Below are 20,841 nucleotides of genomic sequence, written 5' to 3' on the forward strand. Positions count from 1 at the left end.
TCGCGTCAACTATGAGTGACGTCACGTGCTGCTTCCAGGTGGTCCAGTACCAGCCGCGCGGTTTCCGTCGGGGTACTTCCGACCTTGACCCCCGCGGCCTCCAACGCCTCCTTCTTCGCCGACGCCGTGCCGGAGGAGCCGGACACGATGGCGCCCGCGTGGCCCATGGTCTTGCCCTCGGGGGCGGTGAAGCCGGCGATGTAGCCGACGACGGGTTTGGTGACGTGCTCGCGGACGTACGCGGCCGCCCGTTCCTCCGCGTCGCCGCCGATCTCGCCGATGAGGACGATGAGTTCGGTGTCGGGGTCCTCCTGGAACGCGGCCAGGCAGTCGATGTGCGTGGTGCCGACGACGGGGTCGCCGCCGATGCCGACGCAGGTCGAGAAGCCGATGTCCCGGAGTTCGTACATGAGTTGGTAGGTGAGCGTGCCGGACTTGGACACCAGGCCTATACGGCCCGGCTTAGTGATGTCGGCGGGGATGATGCCCGCGTTGGACTGGCCGGGGGTGATCAGGCCGGGGCAGTTGGGGCCGATGACGCGCGTGCCGCTCGCCTTGGCGTACCGGTGGAAGGCGACGGAGTCGTGGACGGGGATGCCCTCGGTGATGACGACGGCGAGGCCGATGCCGGCGTCGGCCGCCTCCATGACGGCCGCTTTGGCGAAGGCGGGCGGCACGAAGACGACGGTGACGTCGGCGCCGGTGGCCTCGATGCCCTCGCGGACCGAGCCGAAGACGGGGACGGCACGGTCGTCGAAGTCGACGGTGCGGCCGGCCTTGCGCGGGTTGACGCCGCCGACGACATCTGTGCCGGCCGCGAGCATGCGCCGGGTGTGCTTCATGCCCTCGCCGCCGGTCATGCCCTGGACGAGGACCTTGCTCTCCTTGGTGAGGTAGATCGCCATGTCCCTGCTCCTCAGCGTGCGTTGGCGAGGTCGGCGGCGCGGCGGGCGGCGCCGTCCATGGTGGTGGCCTGCTGGACCAGCGGGTGGCCGCGGTCGTCGAGGATGGCCCGGCCGCGGGCCGCGTTGTTGCCGTCGAGGCGGACCACCAGGGGTTTGGTCAACTGCACGGCGTCCAGGGCCTGGACGATGCCGTCGGCGACCGCGTCGCAGGCGGTGATGCCGCCGAAGACGTTGACGAAGACCGACTTCACGGCCGGGTCGGAGAGGATGACGGACAGTCCGTCCGCCATGATCTTCGCGGAGGCTCCGCCGCCGATGTCGAGGAAGTTGGCGGGCCGGGCGCCGCAGCCGGCGACCACGTCGAGGGTGGACATGACGAGGCCGGCGCCGTTGCCGATGATGCCGACCTCGCCGTCGAGCTTGACGTAGTTGAGTCCCTTGGCGGCGGCCGTCGCCTCCAGCGCGTCGTCGTGCTCCACGTCGTCGGCGCCCCAACGGGACTGGCGGAAGCGGGCGTTGTCGTCGAGGGTGACCTTGCCGTCGAGGGCGAGGATCTGGCCCTGTGCGGTGCGCACGAGCGGGTTGACCTCGACGAGCAGGGCGTCCTCGCGCACGAGCACGTCCCACAGCCGGACGAGGACGTCGACCGTCTGCGGCGGCAGCCCGGCCGCGTCGGCGATCTCGCCCGCCTTCGCCGAAGTGACGCCCTCCGCCGGGTCGATGGGGATACGGGCCACGGCCTCGGGCCGGGTCGCGGCGACCTCCTCGATGTCCATGCCGCCCTCTGCGGAGGCGATCGCGAGGAACGTGCCCGCCGCGCGGTCGAGCACGTAGGAGACGTAGAACTCGCTCTCGATGTCGACCGGATGGGCCAGCATCACCTTGCCGACCGTGTGGCCCTTGATGTCCATGCCGAGGATCTGGCGTGCCGTGAGTTCGGCGGCGGCCGGGTCGGCGGCGAGTTTGACCCCGCCCGCCTTGCCGCGTCCGCCGGTCTTCACCTGGGCCTTCACCACGACCCGTCCGCCCAGCCTGCGGGCGATCTCGCGGGCCTCCTTGGACGAGTCGGTGACCTCCGCCCTCGGCACCAAGATGCCGTGTTCCTCGAAGAGTTCCCTTGCCTGGTGTTCGTACAGGTCCATCTCGGCTCCCTCTTAAAAGTGCCGCACGCCCCCTGGACACCACTCACTGGATGCGGGATAACAAGCTTCATACAGTATTCGTCGACTGTATGCAATGTACCGCGAGAGCGTTCCAACCCCCTACGAAGGGACAGGACTTCGCCATGCCCGACGACACCCAGGATGTGATTTCCGGTGGTCATCTCGTTGCCAAGGCACTCAAGGCCGAGGGCGTCGACCGCATCTACACCTTGTGCGGCGGCCACATCATCGACATCTACGACGGCTGCGTCGACGAGGGCATAGAGGTCGTCGACGTCCGCCACGAGCAGGTCGCCGCCCACGCCGCCGACGGCTACGCCCGCATCACCGGCAGGCCCGGCTGCGCGGTCGTCACCGCGGGGCCGGGGACGACCGACGCCGTCACCGGTGTCGCCAACGCCTTCCGCGCGGAGTCCCCCATGCTGCTGATCGGCGGCCAAGGGGCTCTCACCCAGCACAAGATGGGGTCCCTGCAGGACCTGCCGCACGTCGACATGATGACGCCGATCACCAAGTTCGCCGCGGCCGTGCCGGACACCGCGCGCGCCGCCGACATGGTGTCGATGGCGTTCCGCGAGTGCTACCACGGCGCACCGGGTCCCTCCTTCCTGGAGATCCCGCGCGACGTCCTCGACGCCAAGGTCCCGGTGAGCAAGGCGCGCGTGCCGAAGCCGGGCGCCTACCGCGCCTCGACCCGCTCGGCCGGTGACCCCGAGGCGATCGAGAAGCTCGCCGACCTGCTGGTCCACGCCGAGAAGCCGGCCATCCTGCTCGGCAGCCAGGTGTGGACGACGCGTGGCACCGAGGAAGCCATCGACCTCGTACGCACCCTCAACATCCCGGCGTACATGAACGGCGCCGGCCGCGGCACCCTCCCGCCCGGCGACCCGCACCACTTCCAGCTGTCGCGCCGGTACGCCTTCTCCAACGCAGACGTCATCGTCATCGTCGGCACGCCCTTCGACTTCCGCATGGGCTACGGCAAGCGGCTGTCGCCGGACGCGACCGTCGTGCAGATCGACCTCGACTACCGCACCGTCGGCAAGAACCGCGACATCGACCTCGGCATCGTCGGCGACGCGGGACTCGTCCTGAAGTCGGTCACCGAGGCCGCCTCGGGCCGCGTCAACGGCGGGGCCGCCAAGCGCAAGGAGTGGCTCGACGAGCTGCGCGCCGCCGAGCAGACCGCCCTGGAGAAGCGGCTGCCCAGCCTGAAGTCGGACGCCTCACCGATCCACCCGTACCGCCTGGTGAGCGAGATCAACGACTTCCTCACCGAGGACTCCATCTACATCGGCGACGGCGGCGACATCGTCACCTTCTCCGGGCAGGTCGTGCAGCCCAAGTCGCCCGGGCACTGGATGGACCCGGGCCCGCTCGGCACCCTCGGCGTCGGCATCCCCTTCGTGCTCGCCGCCAAGCAGGCACGGCCCGACAAGGAGGTCGTCGCCCTCTTCGGCGACGGCGCGTTCTCCCTGACCGGCTGGGACTTCGAGACCCTCGTCCGCTACGACCTCCCCTTCGTCGGCATCGTCGGCAACAACTCCTCCATGAACCAGATCCGCTACGGCCAGGCCCAGAAGTACGGCCTGGAGCGCGAGCGGGTCGGCAACACCCTCGGCGACGTCCACTACGACAAGTTCGCCCAGATGCTGGGCGGTTACGGCGAGGAGGTCCGCGACCCCGCCGACATCGGCCCCGCCCTGCAGCGGGCCCGCGAGTCGGGCAAGCCCTCGCTGATCAACGTCTGGGTCGACCCGGACGCGTACGCCCCCGGAACCATGAACCAGACGATGTACAAGTGAGGTGAGCCGGCCATGACGAAGGCTCTCGAAGGCATCCGTGTCCTCGACATGACGCACGTCCAGTCCGGGCCCTCCGCCACCCAGCTGCTCGCCTGGCTCGGTGCGGACGTGGTCAAGCTGGAGGCGCCGACCGGTGACATCACGCGCAAGCAGCTGCGCGACCTCCCGGACGTCGACTCCCTCTACTTCACGATGCTCAACTGCAACAAGCGGAGCATCACCCTCAACACCAAGACCGAGCGCGGCAAGGAGATCCTCACCGAGCTGATCCGGCGCTCCGACGTCATGGTCGAGAACTTCGGACCGGGCGCGGTCGACCGTATGGGCTTCACCTGGGACCGCATCCAGGAGATCAATCCGCGGATCGTCTATGCCTCCATCAAGGGGTTCGGGGACGGCCCGTACACCAACTTCAAGGCGTACGAGGTCGTCGCGCAGGCCATGGGCGGGTCGATGTCGACCACCGGTTTCGAGGACGGGCCGCCGCTGGCGACGGGGGCCCAGATCGGGGACTCCGGGACGGGTGTGCACGCCGTGGCGGGGATTCTCGCGGCGCTGTTCCAGCGGGAGAACACCGGGCGTGGGCAGCGGGTCAACGTGGCCATGCAGCACGCCGTACTCAACCTGTGCCGGGTGAAGCTGCGGGATCAGCAACGCCTGGCACATGGGCCGCTCGCTGAATATCCGAACGAGGACTTCGGCACCGAAGTTCCCCGCTCGGGCAACGCGTCCGGCGGGGGTCAGCCGGGCTGGGCGGTCAGGTGCGCGCCGGGCGGCCCGAACGACTACGTGTACGTCATCGTGCAGCCCGTCGGCTGGCAGCCGCTGAGCGAGCTGATCGGCCGGCCCGAGCTGGCGGCCGACCCCGAGTGGGCGACGCCGGAGGCCCGGCTGCCCAAGCTCGGCAAGATGTTCCAGCTGATCGAGGAGTGGTCCTCCACCCTGCCCAAGTGGGTGGTCCTGGAGCGGCTCAACGCCCACAACATCCCGTGCGGGCCGATCCTGTCCACCAGGGAGATCATCGAGGACGACTCGCTGGTCGCCAACGAGATGGTCGTCACCGTGCCGCACCCCGAGCGCGGCGAGTTCGTGACCGTGGGCAGCCCGCTGAAGCTCTCCGACTCCCCCGTGGACGTGACCAGTTCGCCGCTGCTCGGCGAGCACAACGAAGAGGTCTACATCGGCGAGCTAGGCCTCGGCGACGGGGAACTGCGCCTGCTCAAGTCGAACGGAGTGATCTGACGTGATGGCCGAAGACCGGGAGCTGACGGTGCGGTCGCTCCTCGACGCCGTGCGCGCCGAGGGGCGGGCGGCGCTGACCGCGCCCGAGGGCAAGGTGCTCGCCGACGCGTACGGGATCGCCGTACCGGGCGAGGAGTTGGCGACCGACGTCGACGAGGCGGTGGCGTACGCGGCACGCTTCGGCGGGCCGGTGGTGATGAAGATCGTCTCGCCGGACATCCTGCACAAGACCGACGCCGGCGGAGTCGTCGTCGGTGTCGAAGGGGCCTCGGACGTGCGGGCCGCGTTCTGCCGGATCATCGAGAACGCGCGTGCGTACGACGCGAACGCCCGCATCGAGGGCGTGCAGGTACAGGAGTTGCTGCCGCAGGGGCAGGAGGTCATCGTCGGCGCGGTGACGGACCCGACGTTCGGGAAGATCGTCGCGTTCGGGCTCGGCGGGGTGCTGGTCGAGGTCTTCAAGGACGTCACCTTCCGGCTCGCGCCGGTGAGCGCGGACGAGGCCCTGTCGATGCTGGACTCGATCCGGTCGGCGGAGATCCTGCGCGGGGTGCGCGGCCAGGCGGGTGTGGACCGGTGGGCGATCGCCGAGCAGATCCGGCGGGTGTCCCAACTGATCGCGGACTTCCCGGAGATCGCGGAGGTCGACCTCAACCCGGTGATCGCCACGCCCCAGGGCGCGGTCGCCGCCGACATCCGGGTGATCCTCGCCGAGAAGCAGCCGCCGCCCCGGCGCAAGTACACGCGCGCGGAGATCCTCATCTCGATGCGCCGTCTGATGGAGCCCGCCTCGGTCGCCGTGATCGGTGCCTCCAACGAGCAGGGCAAGATCGGCAATTCGGTGATGCGCAACCTCGTCGACGGCGGCTTCGCCGGGGAGATCCATCCGGTGAACCCCAAGGCCGATGACATTCTGGGCCGCAAGGCGTACAAGAGTGTCACCGACGTTCCCGGTGAGGTGGATGTGGCGGTCTTCGCGATCCCCGCCAAGTTCGTGGCCTCGGCCCTGGAGGAGGTGGGACGCAAGAACATCCCCAACGCCGTTCTCATCCCCTCAGGGTTCGCGGAGACCGGTGAAGTCGCGCTCCAGGACGAGATCGTGGCGATCGCCGAGCGGTACGGCATCCGGCTGCTTGGCCCGAACATCTACGGCTACTACTCGACGTGGCAGGACCTGTGCGCCACGTTCTGCACGCCGTACGACGTCAAGGGCGGTGTCGCGCTGACCTCGCAGTCCGGTGGCATCGGAATGGCCATCCTGGGCTTCGCGCGCACCACGAAGACGGGCGTGTCAGCGATCGTCGGCCTCGGCAACAAGTCGGACCTGGACGAGGACGACCTGCTGACCTGGTTCGGCGAGGACCCGCACACCGACTGCATAGCGATGCACCTGGAGGACCTCAAGGACGGCCGGGCCTTCGTGGAGGCCGCGCGGGCCACCGTGCCGAAGAAGCCGGTCGTGGTGCTCAAGGCGGGCCGTACGGCGGCCGGCGCTAAGGCCGCGGGCTCGCACACCGGCGCTCTGGCGGGCGACGACGCTGTGTACGACGACATCCTGAAGCAGGCCGGGGTGATCCGGGCACCGGGTCTCAACGACATGCTGGAGTACGCGCGCGGGCTGCCGGTGCTGCCCGCTCCCAAGGGCGACAACGTCGTGATCATCACCGGGGCCGGCGGCAGCGGAGTACTGCTGTCGGACGCGGTGACCGACAACGGCCTGACCCTGATGGAGATCCCCCCGGACCTGGACGAGGCCTTCCGGAAGTTCATCCCGCCCTTCGGGGCCGCGGGCAACCCGGTGGACATCACCGGGGGCGAGCCGCCCTCGACGTACGAGGCGACGATCCGGCTCGGTCTGGAGGACCCGCGCATCCACGCGCTCGTCCTCGGCTACTGGCACACGATCGTCACTCCCCCGATGGTCTTCGCGGAGCTCACCGCGCGCGTGGTGGCCGAGTTCCGGGAGCGCGGCATCGAGAAGCCCGTGGTGGCCTCGCTCGCGGGCGATGTCGAGGTCGAGGAGGCCTGTCAGTACCTCTACGAGCGTGGGGTCGTGGCGTACCCGTACACGACCGAGAAGCCGGTGGCCGTGCTCGGCGCGAAGTACCGCTGGGCGCGTGCGGCGGGGCTGTTGGGGGGCGGCTCATGAGGTGAGCGGACAAGGGGCCGGCCGACGGTGCGCGTCGGCCGGCCCCGGGACCCGTGCGCGCACGAAAGGCATTGGACAGGGGGCGCTGGCCAGAGCTTTCGACGCTAGGGGTACTGAGCGATGAAAACCACCGACTACTCGACGTCCGTCCCCTACAGGGAGGTGACGGACCGAAACGGCCGCGTGTACCGGATCGGCGAGTCGGACGTCGACATCATGGGCCGACCACGTAAGTGGATGGTCATCCTGCCCTGGGTGGGCATGATGGGCATCAGCTCCGCCGAATACGCGTTCACGTCGGCGGAGGACACGCTCCACGAGGCGCATCTGTGGAGCAGCGGACACATCTTCTGGCTGATGGGCGTCTGGATCTTCTTCCAGGCGGCCGTGGCCTTCCCCGCCGGGCAGCTGCGCGAGAGCGGCAGGCTGCCGGCCCGTACGGCGATGATGATCGGCGCCGTCGGGACCCTGCTGGGCTATCTGGCACTGGCGTTCGCGCCGAACGTGCTCGTCGCCTACTTCGGCTTCGGTATGTGCAGCGGCATCGGCGCCGGCCTCGTCTACGCGACCTGCGTGAACATGGTCGGCAAGTGGTATCCGGAGCGCAAGGGCGGCAAGACGGGCTTCGTCAACGGCGGCTTCGCCTACGGATCCGTGCCCTTCGTCTTCCTGTTCACCTCGTACATGGACCTGGGCAACTACGAGGTCGTGCTGGCCTGTGTGGGTGTCGGGCTGTGCCTCGTGGTGGCGTCGGCGGGCTGGCTGTTCAAGGACCCGCCGAAGAACTGGTGGCCGGCGAACGTCGACCCGCTGCGGCTGACCGACGACCCGAAGATCCGGCGGGCGCTGGAGAAGAACCCGCCGGCCGTCAAGCAGTACACCCCCAAGGAGGCGGCTCGTCAGCCCGTGCTGTGGATGATGTGGTTCTGCCTCCTGTGCACGGCTGGCATCAACATCTTTGGTATCGCCTTCCAGGTCCCCTTCGGCAAGGACATGGGCTTCGCGGGCGGGATAGTGGCCACGGCGATGTCGCTCAAGGCGATCGTCAACGGCACGGGGCGTGGTGTCATCGGCTGGATCTCCGACCGCTACGGGCGCCGCAACACACTGGTCATCGTGTGCCTCGTGCTCGGTACGGCCCAGTTCGGCGTCCTGGCGTCCGGCCAGATGGGCAGCATGCCGTTCTTCCTGTTCTGCTCCATGGTCTCCGGCTTCGGCGGCGGCGCGATCTTCCCGCTGTTCGCGGCCATGACGGCGGACTACTTCGGTGAGAACAACAACGCCTCCAACTACGGCATGGTCTACAGCTCGAAGCTGATCTCCGGACTCGTCGGCTCCGGCATGGGCGCGGTCGTCGTCGGCGCGTGGGACTACCACGGTGCCTTCGTGCTCGCCGGCTCCGTCGGGCTGGCCTCCGCCGTGCTCGCGCTCTTCCTGAAGTCCCCGGGCCGCCCCAAGGCCCAACGCATCGTCCCCAACCCGCAACCGCTCGGCGAGGAGATGGCCTGACATGACGGCGGACCCCATCGCAGCCGGCAACTCGTCGGCAGACCCCGATGCCGCACACCGTCCCTACCGTGAAGTGACCGACTCCCGAGGCCGCGTCTACCGCATAGGCGAGACCGACCGGGCCATCCTCGGCCACTCCCGCAAGTTCATGATCTACCTGCCCTGGATCGCCATGATGGCGATCAGCGTCTTCGAGTACGCGTACGGCTCCGCGGAGGACACCCTGTCCAGCGCGCACGGCTGGACGCAGAGCAACACCTTCTGGATCCTCAGCGTCTGGGTGTTCTTCCAGGCCGGCATCGCCTTCCCGGCGGGCTGGATGCGCGAGAAGGGCATCCTGACGGCCCGCAGCGCCATGTACATCGGCTCCGTGATGTGTCTGATCGGGTTCTTCGCCCTGTCACACCTGAGCAACGTCCTGCTGGCGATCCTCGGCTTCGGCGTCATCGGCGGCATCGGCGCCGGCCTGGTCTACGCGACCTGCATCAACATGGTCGGCAAGTGGTTCCCCGAACGCCGGGGCGCCCGCACCGGCTTCGTCAACGGCGGCTTCGCCTACGGGTCGCTGCCGTTCATCTTCATCTTCAACTACGCCTTCGACACCGGGAACTACCACCGCGTCCTGGACCTGATCGGCTGCTACATCATGATCGTGGTCTTCGGGTGCGCGTTCTTCTTCAAGGACCCGCCGAAGAACTGGTGGCCCGCGGACATCGACCCGCTGACGTTCGCCGGCAACGAGAAGAACGCGCAGAGCCTCGCGAAGAACCCGCCGGCGGCCAAGCAGTACACGCCCAAGGAGGCCATCAGGACAGGCATGCTGCCCCTGATGTGGGTGGCCATCGTGATGACCGCCGGCGTGTCGATCTTCGGGATCTCCTTCCAGGTCGACTACGCCAAGGAGGTCGGCTTCGGACCGCTCGTGGCCGCGTCCTCCATGGGCGTCATGGCGGTCATCAACGGCATCGGGCGCGGTGTCGTGGGCTGGCTGTCCGACAAGTGGGGCCGCAAGCCGACCCTGGTGTTCGTCATCGTGGTGCTCGGGCTCGCGCAGTTCGGCGTGATCCTGGCGGGCGAGTTGAAGAGCGAGTGGCTGTTCCTGTTCTTCGCCTTCCTGTCCGGCTTCGGCGGCGGCGCGTTCTACCCGATGTTCGCGGCGCTGACCCCGGACTACTTCGGTGAGAACTACAACGCCACCAACTACGGGCTGGTGTACAGCGGAAAGCTGGTCAGCGGTCTGTTCGGCGGCGGCCTCGGCTCCATGGTGGTCGCGTCCTGGGGCTACGACGGCGCGTACGCGCTGGCCGGCGGCGTCTCGATGGCCGCGGCGGCGATAGCGCTGCTGTTGCGGCAGCCGGGTCGCAGCCGGGAGGTGACGCCGACTCCCCAGCCGCAACCGGCCGGCTGACGGCCACACGCGCGTGAGGAGGCCCTCCCCGGGTGCGGGGAGGGCCTCCTGAGGCGTGCCTAGCCGTGGTTCAGCACTTCTTCTCGCGCAGGGAGTGCAGATAGGCGCTGGAGCGGCGCGCGAACGTGAAGGACTCGGTGGGCTGGTCGTGCTCGGTCTGCCAGTGGTGGGCGAGGCGCTCGCCGCGCAGCCGGGACACGGCGGAGATGAACTTCTGGTAGTCGATGTCGCCGTCGCCGACGTCCACCATCCGGTAGCCGAACTCGTTCGAGGGGTCGCTCACCCCGTCCTTGACGTGGAAGAGCGGGTAGCGGTGCGGCTGCTTGAGCACGTAGCGCAGGGGGTCGAACGGCGCCGGCTTGCCGTCGGGCCGGATCGAGAAGCGGAACTGGCCCGCGTACGCCCAGAAGATGTCCATCTCCAGGAACACCAGGTCGGGGTCGGTCTCGGCGAGCAGCACGTCGTAGAGCCGGACCTTGGGATCGTCGGAGGCGAAGCCGAACTCGTCGGAGTGGTTGTGCTGGTAGAACTTCATGCCGCGCTTCTTGGCGGCCGCCCCGTAGGTGTTGAACTCCTCCGCGGCGCGCTTCCACGCGTCGACGGTCGAGCCGTATCGGAACGGGCCGGACGCGGTGCCGATGTGCTTGAGGCCGAGGGCCTGGGCGTCGTCGAGGACCTTGGTGAGGTTCTGGGCGAAGGTGTACGCGTTCGGGTCGTCCGCGTAGTAGCCGACGTGGCTGCCGATCGGGTTCAGCCCGTGGCTGCGCGCCAGGCGCTTGAGCTGGGCGAGGGTTATGGGGCCCGCGGAGCCCTGTGTGTATCCGGCGAACTCGACCTCGTCGTACCCGTACTTCTCCAACTCGGCGAAGACGGGGGCGAAGCCGAGCGTGGAGACCTTGTCGCGCAGGCTGTAGAGCTGGATGCCGAGCCGGCCGGGCGGCAGGACGGGACGGCCGCGACCGCCGGACGCGGCACCGGCGGACGTGCTCTCGGCGGCCGTCGCCGGGGTCGCCGCGGCGCCCAGCAGTGCGGCGGCGGTGGCACCCGCGGCCACGCCGAGCATGCCTCGTCTGCTGAGGCGGTGGGTGAGTTCGGGATCGGGCTGGGAGATGCGGCTCATGCCTGGAACTCCTCGGATTCGGAGGGCGTTGTCAGTGGTGAGTGCTTCACTCGGTACCAGTCGGATCACAGCGATCGGACGGGTCGATGGGGCCGGTGCGTCAGGTGAGACCGGCGAGTTGGAGCAGCAGTGACTTCACATCGGTGGCCGCGAGGCGGTCGCCGACAGCACGGGGAGTGGAGCAGATGAGGAGCGGACCGTCGTCGTCGCTCGCCGGAAGGCGGCCGTGGCTGCCGCGAATAGGTGACGGATCCAGGGGCACGACCGCCATGCGATAGCGCATGCCGAGCTTCTTGCGGGCCAGTGCCTTCGCCGCTTTGACCTTGACGTAGGGGTCGAGCGGATCCATGAACAACTCGACCGGGTCATAGCCGGGTTTGCGGTGGATCTCGACGAGCTGCGCGAAGTCGGGCGCTCGGTCGTCGTCGAGCCAGTAGTAGTACGTGAACCAGGCGTCCGGCTCCGCGACGGCGACGAGTTCGCCTGAGCGCGGGTGGTCGAGGTGGTGGGTCTTCTTGCCCTCGTCGTCCAGGAGTTGCTCGATGCCGGGCAGGTCGGCCAGGGCTGCCCGCGTGGCGTCGAGGTCCTCGGGGCGGCGCACATACACGTGGGCGATCTGGTGGTCGGCGACCGCGAAGGCACGGGACGTCATCGGGTCGAGGTACTCCATGCCGTCCTGCGTGTGCACTTCGAGGAGTCCGGCGCGGCGCAGGGCCCGGTTGATGTCGACGGGCCGGTCCGCGCGGGTGATGCCGTACTCGGACAGTGCGACGACGGTACGGCCCTCGGCGCGGGCGTCGTCCAGGAGCGGGGCCATCGCGGCGTCCAGATCAGCGGCCGCTTTCAGGGAGCGCGGGTCGTCGGGGCCGAAGCGCTGCAGGTCGTAGTCGAGGTGAGGGAGGTAGCAGAGCGCCAGGTCGGGGTGGCGGGTGCGCAGGATGTGGCGGGTCGCGTCGATGATCCACCGGCTGGAGACCAGGTCCGCGCCTGGTCCCCAGAAGTGGAAGAGGGGGAAGGTGCCGAGTTTCTCGGTGAGTTCGTCATGCAGGGCCGGGGGCCGGGTGTAGCAGTCGGGTTCCTTGCGGCCGTCGGCGTAGTAGACCGGGCGGGGGGTGACGGTGAAGTCGGTGTCGGCGCCCATGGCGTACCACCAGCAGATGTTGGCGACGGTGTAGCCGGGGTACGCGCGGCGGGCGGCGTCCCAGAGTTTGTCGCCGGCGACGAGGCCGTTGTGCTGGCGCCACAGCAGTACATCGCCGAGTTCGCGGAAGTACCAGCCGTTGCCGACGATGCCGTGCTCGGAGGGGTGGGTGCCGGTCAGGAAGGTGGACTGGGCGGCGCAGGTGACGGCGGGCAGGACGGTGCCGAGTGCGGCGCGGGAGCCGGACTGGGCGAGCGTCTTGAGGTGGGGCATGTGGTCGAGGAGACGGGGGGTGAGGCCTACGACGTCGAGGACGAGGAGGGGGGTGGGGTGCGACTCCCTGTGCGGGACAGGGTGCGGGGTGGCCTGCGGGCCATGGTTCGAGGCGGCCTGTGGGACAGGGTCCCCGGTGCCGTGCGGTTCGGCCGGTCGGTCGCTCATGGGAGTTCCTTCAGGCCGAGGTCGGTCAACAGGTCGCGGGCGAGGGTGAGTTCGGCGGCGATGCCGTCGGCGAGCTGGGCTCGGCCGCGGGGGCGCAGCTCGGGCGGGAGGGCCTGCCAGGTGTAGGTCTCGACCTCCAGGTGGCGGGTGAGCGGGTGCGTGCCGCCGACCAGCCGGGTGAGGGCTGCCTTGAGCACGGGGAGCGTGGAGGTGAGGGGCGCGGCGGGGGCCGCGTGCAGGGGGACGTGGAAGTGGGCGCGCCAGGGGGTCGCGTCGGGCAGGGCGTCGGACCGGAGCGCGTCGCCGAGGTCGTCGGTGCCGCGCAGGCCGGCGGCCGAGGCGGTGCGGGTCTGGTGCAGGAAGCGGGGTTCGTCGAAGGCGGCGAGGGCGGTGCGGACCTCGGGGAGATGGGGGTGTTCGGCGTGCAGGGCGGCCGAGAGCTGGGATTTGACGACGGGGACGCCGGCTTCGGTGAGCGCGTCCAGGGCGGTGTCTGGGTCTTCGAAGGAGGTGGCGAGGTGGCAGGTGTCGACGCAGATGCCGATGCGGTCGTGGGCGATCGCGGTCAGTGGGGCGATCGCGTCGCCGGTGGTCTCGACGACGCAGCCGGGTTCGGGTTCCAGGCCGACGCGGATGGAGCGGCCGGTCAACTCGTCGAGGGCGTCGAGGCGTTCGGCGAGGGTGACGAGGGCGGTACGGGCCTTCTCGGCGCGGCTCGGGTCATAGACGGTGCGCCAGGCGAGCGGCAGGGTCGAGATGCTGCCCTCGGTGACGTCGTCGGGCAGGAGTCCGGCGAGGACGCGGACCAGGGCGGTGGTGTGCTCCAGGCGTTCGGGGTCGGCCCAGTCCGGCTTGTAGACGCGGTACTTGACCTCCTCGGCGCCGAAGCCCTCGTAGGGGAAGCCGTTGAGGGTGACGACTTCGAGGCCGCGCCGGTCGAGTTCGGTGCGCAGGCCGCGCAGGGCGGAGGGGTCGGTGACCAGGGCGTGGGCGGCGTCCTTCGCGAGCCACAGTCCGATGCCGAGGCGGTCGCGGCCGAGGCGGCGGCGGACGGGCTCGCAGTGGTCGCGGAGTTGGGCGCGGACGCCGTCGAGGGTTTCGGCGGGGTGGACGTTGGTGCAGTAGGCGAGGTGGACGGTGGAGCCGTCGGGGTGGCGGAAGCGCATGGCTCACGCTCCGCCGCGGAGGACGGAGTTGCCCTCGTGGGTGGCGCCCGTGGCCGTGACGTCCAGGTCGAGGTCCAGGTCCAACCGCCCGCTCAGCCCATAGAAGGCGACGGGGTTGCGCCACAGCACCCGGTCGACTTCGTCGTCCGAGAAGCCCTCCGCCAGCATCAGGTCGCCGACTCCGCGGGTCTTCAGCGGGTCGCTCTTCCCCCAGTCGGCGGCGGAGTTCACCAGGACCTGCTCGGGCCCGTACTCGCGCAGGATCGTGATCACCCGCTCCTCGTCCATCTTGGTGTCGGGATAGACGGAGAAGCCCAGCCAACAGCCGCTGTCCTTGGCCTCCTTGACGGTCGTCTCGTTGAGGTGGTCGACGAGGACACGGTCCGGGGCGAGTGCGGACTCGCTCACCACGTCGAGGGTGCGGCGCAGGCCGGCGAGCTTGTCGCGGTGCGGGGTGTGGACGAGCGCGGGCAGCCCGTGGTCGGCGGCGAGTTGGAGCTGGGCGGCGAGGGCGGTGTCCTCGGCGGGGGTCATCGAGTCGTAGCCGATCTCGCCGACGGCGACGACCTGGTCCTTGACGAGATAGCGGGGCAGTTCGTCCAGGACGGGCGCGCAGCGCGGGTCGTTGGCCTCCTTGGGGTTGAGGGCGAGCGTGCAGTGGTGGGCGATGCCGTACTGGGCGGCGCGGAAGGGCTCCCAGCCCAGGAGGGAGTCGAAGTAGTCGAAGAAGGAGGCGGGTGAGGTGCGGGGCTGGCCGAGCCAGAAGGAGGGTTCGACGACGGCGCGGACGCCTGCGGCGTGCATGGCCTCGTAGTCGTCGGTGGTCCGGGAGGTCATGTGGATGTGGGGGTCGAAAATGCGCATCAGGACTCCTTGCCGTCGGTTCCGCGCGGGCCGGGGTCGTGTTCGGCGGCGGGCGCGGGTGGGGTGGCCGTGGGGTCGGTCAAGGTGAGGACGCGGTGCAGGTCTTCGGGCACGGGACGGCCCGCGGCGGTGCGTTCGGCGGCGTAGTCGGCGAGCATGCGGGCGAGTTCGGCGTCGGCGTGGGCGCGTCGGTCCAGCTCGGCGACCTCGTCCACGGGAACGCCGGTGAAGAGGCACTTCAGGACGGCGTGGCGCCAGTGGTGGGGGGCGAGATACCGGGCGGCGTACGGGCCGACGGCGGCGGCGACGAGCCGGGTGTCGTTGGTACGCAGGGCGTCCTCGACGAGCGGGAGGGCGTCGGGGCCCGCGACGAGATGGGGCAGCGCGTGCAGGACGGCGCGGCGTTCGGCGGCGGTGCCCTGGAAGTAGACGCGGCTGACGGCGTCCGTGCCGGCGCGGGCGGCGTGAAGGATCAGCACGCGGGCGACGTCGGCGTGCTCCGGACCGCATCGTCGTCCGGCCTCAGCCAGCCGCAACTCCCAGACGGAGATGGGTCCGTGGATGCCGGGGTGGGTGGCGGCCTCTTCGAGTGCCTGGTCGAGCCACGCACGGGCGGCTCCGCCGAGCCGGGTGGCGAGGAGGCGGTGCAGGTCTGCCGGTGGGGTGCGGGCGAGGGCGGCGCCTGTGAGGTCGGGGGTCGGGAGGTCGGTGGCCGTGAGGTCCGGGGCCGTTGGTTCTGCGGCCTGGGTCTCCGGTGTGGAGTGGGCGTGCGGGGTGGGGTGCGGGGCGGGGTCCGCCGTGGGGTTTTCCACGGGTTGGCTCATGGGTTGGCCGATCGGCTGTCTCATGAGGTGCTGCTCCCTTCGGGGGTGGCGGAGGGATCGCCGGGTGGTGGGGCGGGGTTGGGGGCGAGGCCGGGACCGTGCCCGGGGTCGAGGTCAGGGGTGCGGCCAGCCCCGGGGGCGCGTCCAGGAGCCAGGCCAAGTCCGGGATCGAGGCCAGTCGCGGCGCCGTGGCCGGGGACTTGGTCAGGGCCACGCCCGGGATCGAGGCCAGGGGCGAGGTCGCGGTCGGGGTCACGACCGGGGTCACGACCGGGGCCGCGATCGACGACGAACCCGGAGCCGGAGCCGCGACCGGTACCGAGGCCGGAGGCGAGGCTGCGGGCAGGGTCGGGGCCCGGATTGGGAGCGAGCGCGGGGTCGGGCTGGGCCATGGGCAATGCAGCCGCTTGGGACGCCGCGTGGTGCAGGAACGGGAGGGAGTGTTCGGCGAAGTGAGGCCCCGCATGGGAGTGGCGGGGTAGTTCGACGACGGTCAGGCCCTGGTAGCCGGTCGCGGCGAGGGCCGCGAGGACGGGCGGGAAGTCGATGTCGCCGTCTCCGAAGGGGAGGTGTTCGTGGACGCCGCGGCGCATGTCCTCGATCTGGACGTGCCGCAGCCACGGGGCGGCGGCACGTACGCAGTCGGCGGGAGAGAGGGGTTCGAGGCACTGGCAGTGGCCGATGTCCAGGGTCAGACCGAGGTTCTCCGGGTCGCCGAGGATGTGGCGGAGCCGGTGGAAGTCGGCGAGTGTGCCGAGGAGATGACCGGGTTCGGGCTCGACCGCGAGGGGGACGCCGGCGTCGGCGGCGACCTCAAGGACGGGCGTGAGCGCCTCGGCCAGCCGCTTCCACGCGGTGTCCGGGTCGGTACCGGCGGGGGTTACGCCGCTGAAGCAGTGGACGGCGTGCGCACCGAGGTCGGCGGCGACCTGGACCGCGCGGATCAGCAGGCCGACGCGTCGGGCGCGGTCGTCCGGATCCGGGTCGAGGAGCGACGGGCCGTGTTTGCGGCGCGGGTCCAGGACATAGCGGGCCCCGGTCTCCACGGTGACGTCCAGGTCGAGCGCGTCCAGGCGGCCCGCGAGGCGCTGCGTGCGGGCGGTGAGGTCGGGCGCCAGTGGGTCGAGGTGCATGTGGTCGAGGGTCAGTCCGACGCCGTCGTAGCCGAGGTCGGCGAGGAGGGTGAGGGCGTCGTCGAGGCGGAGGTCGGCCAGGCCGTTGGTGCCGTAGCCGAAGCGGAGGGGGGTGTTGGCGGGAGCGGGAGGTGCGGGGATGGAGGCGATGGGGTCGGGGCCGTCCGGGCGCCGCGTCGCAGGGGTCACGTGACGCTCACCTTCCTCGCGAACCTTCGGCCGAGTGGAGCCAGAGCCGCGATCAGCACGGCCGTGGGGCCGGCGCCGGAGCGGGCGGTGAGGGCGGCCTGGAGCGGGATGGTGGCGCGGATGCCGCCGCCGACGGCTCGTTGGGTGAGTGGGGGTGACGGGTTGAGGGCGGCGTGGAAATAGCGGCGACCGGCGGTGGCGGCGTAGGTGGCGGCCATGGCCAGGCGCAGGGTGTCCGCAAAGGAGCGGGAGGCATGATCACCGGTTCGGGCGGGTGGAGCTGTGTCCGTCCCGGTGCCCGGCAGGTCGTGGGTGGCTGCTTCCCGGGGGCCCGGCGAGGGCCGGCGCGTCAGGAGGCGAGTCAGGAGGGCCGTGGTGGCCAGGGCCGCCAGCGGAGGCAAGGGTGAGCCGCCGGTCGTCTCCCGGCGGGACACCGTCGTCACCGCGAGGGTGTGCGTGCCGAGCAGGGCCGCGGAGGGGAGTGCCTCGTGGACGCGGCCCGACGTCGCGGCGGCGCCGAGCAGAAGGTCGAGGCTGCGGGCGGCGGCCATGGCCGGGGGGCCCGCGGCGGTGTGCTTGAGGGTGAGGTCGTACGCCCAGACCGTAGCTGCCAGCGGTGCGGCGACCGCGAGGGCCGGGCGGCCGGCGCGGGCGGCGAGGGCCAGGCCGGCGCCGGTGAGGAGGCAGGCCGCCGACAGGGCGGCGGTCGGGTGGATGCGGCCCGATGGGAGAGGGCGGTGGGGGCGTTCGGCGGCGTCCTCGTCCTGGTCGGCCCAGTCGTTGAGGGCCATGCCGGCCTCGTAGAGGCAGAGGGAGGAGCCGATGGCGAGCAGGGTGCGGGAGTTGGGGGTGCCGGCGGTTGCCGCGGCGCCGGCGAGGGCGTCGCCAGGGACGGTGAACAGGGCGGGGAGACGCAGGAGTTCGGCCCAGGCGAGCCGGCGGCTCGGGCGGCGGTCCGCATTGCCGCGCCCTGAAGTCGACGTACCGATCGGCCTCTTCGCGCCCCGGGTTGCGGACCCGTCCGTCAGCGCGGGTCCCCCGGTCACCACAGCTCCCCCGAACTGCCCGCCCCAGAGGAGCCCTTCTCGTGCCGGAGCTGACCCTCGTCCTCGGCTCGCCCACCGACAACATCCCCCGCGCCCCGCTCAGTCCCCTTCAACCGCCCCGCGAAGCCCACCAGCGCCTCGTACTGCTCCCCCAACCCTGCGGGCCCCTCCCCCACCGGATCCTTGAAGAAGAACCCGAGTTCGCCGAGCGGGCCGGACAGGCCCGCCTCCTGGGCCCGCACCGTCAGCCGGGCCAGGTCCAGGACCAGCGGTGCCGCGAGGGCCGAGTCGCAGCCCTGCCAGATGGTCTGGAGGATCATGCGGGTGCCGAGGAAGCCGTCGAAGGCGATGTGGTCCCAGGCGGTCTTCCAGTCGCCGAGCGCCGGGACGTCGTCGATGTGGACCTCGCCCTCGGGGGTCGTACCGAGGGTGTCGGCTAGGACGCGTTCCTTGCCGGCGTTCTTGGCCGCGGCCGCGGCCGGGTCGGCGAGGGCGGCGCCGTCGCCTCCGCCGAGGAGGTTGGCGCCGGACCAGGCGCGGACCGTGAGGGCGCGCTGGGTGAACATCGGGCCGAGCACGGAACGGAGCAGTGTCTGACCGGTCTTGCCGTCGCGGCCCGCGTACGGCAGCCCGCTCGCCTCAGCCGACTCCGCCAGCGCCGGGTGGTGCAGGCCCGTCGACGGGGTGAAGTTGGCATACGGGCAGCCGGCGCGCAGGGCCGCCGCCGCGTACAGGGAGCTGGGCGGGAGCGCGCGTCCCACAGCAGAGGGTTCGGTCGACGCGACGTTCACCACCACTGTCCGTGCCAGGCCGCGCCGTTGTACGAAGTCCTCGATGTCCGCCGCGAAGGCCTCGATCAGTTCCTGTTCGGTGCGCGTGTCGCCCGTGGCCGGGCCTCCGGGTCTGATCTCCCGGTCGGCGGCGGCCAGTTCGGCCGCGACCGCCGTGGGGAGGCCGGGTGGGAGGACGCCGCCGGCCGCGAGGGCCTCGGCGCGTTTGGGGAGGGGGCAGTCCACCGTGTCGTGGCCGCCGAAGACGAGGGAGGCCAGGGGTGGCAGGCCGCTGTCCGCGAAGGCGGGGGTTTCGGTGACCAGGCCCGTCGGTGGATGCAGTCCGGCGGTCATGGCGGCGCAGCCCGCGACGACCGTGGTGGCGACGGAGCCGCGAGCCCCGATCAGCCAGACGCCGACGAGTGGTGAGGAGACGGAGTCGGAAACGGAAACGGACGCGGACATGGGCAGCCTCCTTGTCGAACGCGTCGGCATCAAACGCCTCGTGCGCGCACCCCAGGGCGGGGCCGGCCGGAAGACGGTGGGCGAGAGTCCGGCGTCTCCCGCCCACCGCCGCTCAATTGCCCTTGGCGGGCAGTTCCTTGAGCCGGATGTCGCGGAAGGACACCTGGTCGTCGGCTCCGTGGTTCTGGATGCCGAGGTGTCCGTCGCGCAGGCTCCGGGCCGGGTCGGTGTTCCGGAAATCGTTGATCTGCACGCCGTTGAGCCAGACGCGGAGGCGCTCGCCCTCCACGCGGATCTCGTACGTGTTCCACTCCCCCGGAGGATTCAGCGCACGGTCGCGCTTCTTCAGGTCGGCGGAGCGGAAGCCGTAGACGGACCCCGTGGTCTTCTCGGGCACGTCCGTGGCGTCGATCTGGATCTCGTAACCGTTGTCCACGGCCGACCACGGGTCGTCCGAGGACGGAAAGCCCACGAACACACCGGAGTTGTCGTCGCCCGAGGCGCCGGCCATCTTCCAGTCGAGCTTCACGGAGTACGAGGTGAAGCCCGACGTCGCGTACCAGAGCAGGCCCATCCCGCCCGACGACGTCAGCGTGCCGTCGTCGGCGAGATCGAAGGAGCCCGGGCCCGCCTGTCGCCAGCCCTCCAGCGACGTGGCCGTGCCGTCGAAGAGCGGGCGATAGCCGTTCTCCGGGCGGCAGTCGGCCTGGGCGTCGCCGACGGCCCAGCGGATCCCGCCCAACAGGTGGGCGCGGAAGGCGGGTTCGGCGTAGGACTCCTTGGTGTGGCCGGTGCCGGTGTAGAAGGCGCGGCCACCTTGGTAGTTCTGGCACCAGGCGATCGGGTGATCGCCGTTCATCGTGCCGCCGGTGTAGGACGACTCGTCGAGCGAGGCCAGGACGTGGGCCCGATCCCGGGGATTCGAGCGGTAGTTGTACCACTCGTCGGTGCGGTCCCAGGTGGGGGCCAGTTGCGAGGTCGCCGGGTGGGCGCGGTCCTCCACGTTCACGGTCGCGGGCTGGATCGCCGGGTGCGACTGGAAGTAGGCGCCGACGAGGCCGCCGTAGAACGCCCAGTCGTACTCGGTGTCGGCGGCGGCATGGACGCCGACATAGCCGCCGCCGTGCCTGATGTAGCCCTCGAACGCCTGCTGTTGGGCCGCGTCGAGGACGTCACCCGTGGTGGAGAGGAAGACGACCGCGTCGTACCGCCGCAGGTTCCGGTCGGTGAACGCGCCCGCGTCCTCGGTCGCGTCGACCGTGAAGCCGCCGTCGGTGCCGAGTTGCCGCACCGCCTCGACGCCCTCGGGGATGGAGTCGTGCCGGAAGCCGGCCGTCTTGGAGAAGACCAGCACCCGCTTCCCGGCGGAACCGAAGGCACCATCGGAGTCCCCGGCGTCCCCAGGGTGCGAGGAGGCCGGACCCGAGACGCAGCCGAGGAGCAGGGCGGCCCCCACAACAGCGGTCGTCAGTCGGCCGGTTGAGCGCATCATGTCGCCTCC

Annotated in this window: 15 protein-coding genes and 1 pseudogene; 5 read left to right on the forward strand and 11 right to left on the reverse strand. The window is 70.6% G+C overall.

Translation table 11 applies throughout. From position 1 onward, the window contains the following. Positions 1-5: 5 nt before the first annotated feature. Together sucD and sucC are read right to left on the reverse strand one after the other, a co-directional pair. On the reverse strand, positions 6-905 hold the full coding sequence (gene sucD / locus M2283_RS02320) for a succinate--CoA ligase subunit alpha (protein ID WP_280874221.1): 900 nt from the start codon (positions 903-905) through the stop codon (positions 6-8). A gap of 11 nt (positions 906-916) precedes the next feature. Next, a complete protein-coding gene (gene sucC / locus M2283_RS02325) occupies positions 917-2,047 on the reverse strand; it encodes an ADP-forming succinate--CoA ligase subunit beta (protein ID WP_280874222.1) in 1,131 nt (376 codons plus the stop codon). Positions 2,048-2,190: 143 nt separating this feature from the next. Here sucC and M2283_RS02330 point away from each other — a divergent pair, with 143 nt between their 5' ends. From M2283_RS02330 to M2283_RS02350, 5 genes are all read left to right on the forward strand, one after another. After that, a complete protein-coding gene (locus tag M2283_RS02330; protein WP_280874223.1) occupies positions 2,191-3,873 on the forward strand; it encodes a thiamine pyrophosphate-binding protein in 1,683 nt (560 codons plus the stop codon). Positions 3,874-3,885: 12 nt separating this feature from the next. Further along, a complete protein-coding gene (frc, locus tag M2283_RS02335) occupies positions 3,886-5,115 on the forward strand; it encodes a formyl-CoA transferase (protein ID WP_280874224.1) in 1,230 nt (409 codons plus the stop codon). A gap of 4 nt (positions 5,116-5,119) precedes the next feature. After that, complete coding sequence (locus M2283_RS02340; RefSeq protein WP_280874694.1) at positions 5,120-7,264, forward strand: acetate--CoA ligase family protein; 2,145 nt, start codon at positions 5,120-5,122, stop codon at positions 7,262-7,264. 120 nt (positions 7,265-7,384) lie between these two features. Then, complete coding sequence (locus tag M2283_RS02345) at positions 7,385-8,773, forward strand: OFA family MFS transporter (RefSeq protein ID WP_280874225.1); 1,389 nt, start codon at positions 7,385-7,387, stop codon at positions 8,771-8,773. 1 nt (position 8,774) lies between these two features. After that, positions 8,775-10,181 carry an OFA family MFS transporter gene (locus M2283_RS02350; RefSeq protein WP_280874226.1) on the forward strand — a complete coding sequence of 469 codons (1,407 nt, stop codon included), beginning with the start codon at positions 8,775-8,777 and terminating at the stop codon, positions 10,179-10,181. A 70-nt stretch (positions 10,182-10,251) separates the two neighbouring features. Here M2283_RS02350 and M2283_RS02355 read toward each other — a convergent pair whose 3' ends face one another. The 9 genes and pseudogenes from M2283_RS02355 to M2283_RS02395 form a co-directional block, all read right to left on the reverse strand. Continuing rightward, complete coding sequence (locus M2283_RS02355; RefSeq protein WP_280874227.1) at positions 10,252-11,301, reverse strand: sugar phosphate isomerase/epimerase family protein; 1,050 nt, start codon at positions 11,299-11,301, stop codon at positions 10,252-10,254. A 100-nt stretch (positions 11,302-11,401) separates the two neighbouring features. Beyond that, complete coding sequence (locus M2283_RS02360; RefSeq protein WP_280874228.1) at positions 11,402-12,883, reverse strand: nucleotide pyrophosphatase/phosphodiesterase family protein; 1,482 nt, start codon at positions 12,881-12,883, stop codon at positions 11,402-11,404. Beyond that, positions 12,880-14,049 carry a metabolite traffic protein EboE gene (eboE, locus tag M2283_RS02365; protein WP_280874229.1) on the reverse strand — a complete coding sequence of 390 codons (1,170 nt, stop codon included), beginning with the start codon at positions 14,047-14,049 and terminating at the stop codon, positions 12,880-12,882. Before eboE ends, M2283_RS02360 begins: the two co-directional genes overlap by 4 nt. A gap of 3 nt (positions 14,050-14,052) precedes the next feature. Next, positions 14,053-14,913, reverse strand: a complete 861-nt coding sequence (locus M2283_RS02370) for a TatD family hydrolase (protein ID WP_280874230.1) — start codon at positions 14,911-14,913, stop codon at positions 14,053-14,055. Then, positions 14,913-15,737, reverse strand: a complete 825-nt coding sequence (locus M2283_RS02375; RefSeq protein WP_432423020.1) for an EboA domain-containing protein — start codon at positions 15,735-15,737, stop codon at positions 14,913-14,915. Before M2283_RS02375 ends, M2283_RS02370 begins: the two co-directional genes overlap by 1 nt. Before the next feature lie 413 nt (positions 15,738-16,150). Next, a pseudogene (locus M2283_RS02380) lies at positions 16,151-17,020 on the reverse strand (sugar phosphate isomerase/epimerase family protein); the annotation flags it as partial. Between the two features lie 35 nt (positions 17,021-17,055). Beyond that, the gene (locus tag M2283_RS02385; RefSeq protein ID WP_280874695.1) at positions 17,056-18,048 is read right to left on the reverse strand and encodes an SCO3242 family prenyltransferase; all 993 of its coding nucleotides are present in this window, start codon (positions 18,046-18,048) and stop codon (positions 17,056-17,058) included. 53 nt (positions 18,049-18,101) lie between these two features. After that, the gene (locus M2283_RS02390) at positions 18,102-19,340 is read right to left on the reverse strand and encodes an inositol-3-phosphate synthase (protein ID WP_280874232.1); all 1,239 of its coding nucleotides are present in this window, start codon (positions 19,338-19,340) and stop codon (positions 18,102-18,104) included. Positions 19,341-19,452: 112 nt separating this feature from the next. After that, positions 19,453-20,829 carry a ThuA domain-containing protein gene (locus M2283_RS02395; RefSeq protein WP_280874696.1) on the reverse strand — a complete coding sequence of 459 codons (1,377 nt, stop codon included), beginning with the start codon at positions 20,827-20,829 and terminating at the stop codon, positions 19,453-19,455. Positions 20,830-20,841 lie beyond the last annotated feature (12 nt).

Source organism: Streptomyces pseudovenezuelae (assembly GCF_029892565.1).
GTDB lineage: Bacteria > Actinomycetota > Actinomycetes > Streptomycetales > Streptomycetaceae > Streptomyces > Streptomyces pseudovenezuelae_A.